Below are 865 nucleotides of genomic sequence, written 5' to 3' on the forward strand. Positions count from 1 at the left end.
GCGACCATTCCCACGACCACCGCGCCGGCGAACCAACACAGCGGGCGCCGCATCGCCGCCATGCTCAGCGCGCCGCGGCGGTGTAGGCGTCGCGGTCGAACGCCATCGGCTGCGCCTGGCGCAGGCGCTGCATGGCGTCGGCCGCCGCCTGCTCGCGCAGTTGCAGGTCGATCTGCCCGCGCACCGCGTCGAAGCGCGCCGCGGTCTTCGCATCGAGCCGGATCAGGTGGTAGCCGTCGGGGCCGCGCACTGGCGCGGAGACCTGCTCCACCGCGAGCTGGCGGATCGGCGCGTCGAAGACATCGGCCAGGTAACGGCCGAAGGTCGGCGACAGCTGTCCGCCCTCGCCGGCGGTCGCGGTGTCGTCGGACTCGCGCATCGCCAGCGTGGCGAAATCGGCGCCGCCGTCGAGCTGGCGCTTGAGCGCTTCGGCGCGCTGCAGGGCCTGCGCCTCGGTCAGGGTGTGCCCGCTGCGCGGCCCGCCCTGCGGATGCAGGGCGACGAACAGATGGCGGAGGTGATATTCGGTGTAGTCGTCCGGATGCGCGGCGAACTGCCGGCGCAGCATCGCCTCGTCGATGTGCGCGTCGGCGCTGAGCCGTGCCTGCGCGGCCTCGGCCAGGATCGCGTCGGCGGCGCGGCGCAGGCGCGCGGCCACCACCGGATCGTCCTGCAGATGCTGCTGCCGGGCCTGGTCGAGCAGGATCGCGCGGTCGGCGAAACGGCGCACCACCGAGTCATCGTCGATGCCGGCAGCGCCGCGCGTGGCGTCGCCGGCCAGGGCGCGGTACTCGCTGGCGGTGAACTGCTGCGCGCCGACGCGCAGTACCACCGGGTCGGCGGTGGCGGGCTCGGCGGGGGGCCG

Annotated in this window: 1 protein-coding gene; it reads right to left on the bottom strand. The window is 74.7% G+C overall.

The features are described from left to right. Positions 1-64: 64 nt before the first annotated feature. Positions 65-865, bottom strand: an 801-nt coding sequence (locus tag D183_RS0122125; protein ID WP_017910920.1) for a peptidylprolyl isomerase, incomplete at its 5' end; no start/stop codon positions are given.

This window comes from Xanthomonas sp. SHU 199 (genome assembly GCF_000364665.1).
GTDB classification, from domain to species: domain Bacteria; phylum Pseudomonadota; class Gammaproteobacteria; order Xanthomonadales; family Xanthomonadaceae; genus Xanthomonas_A; species Xanthomonas_A sontii.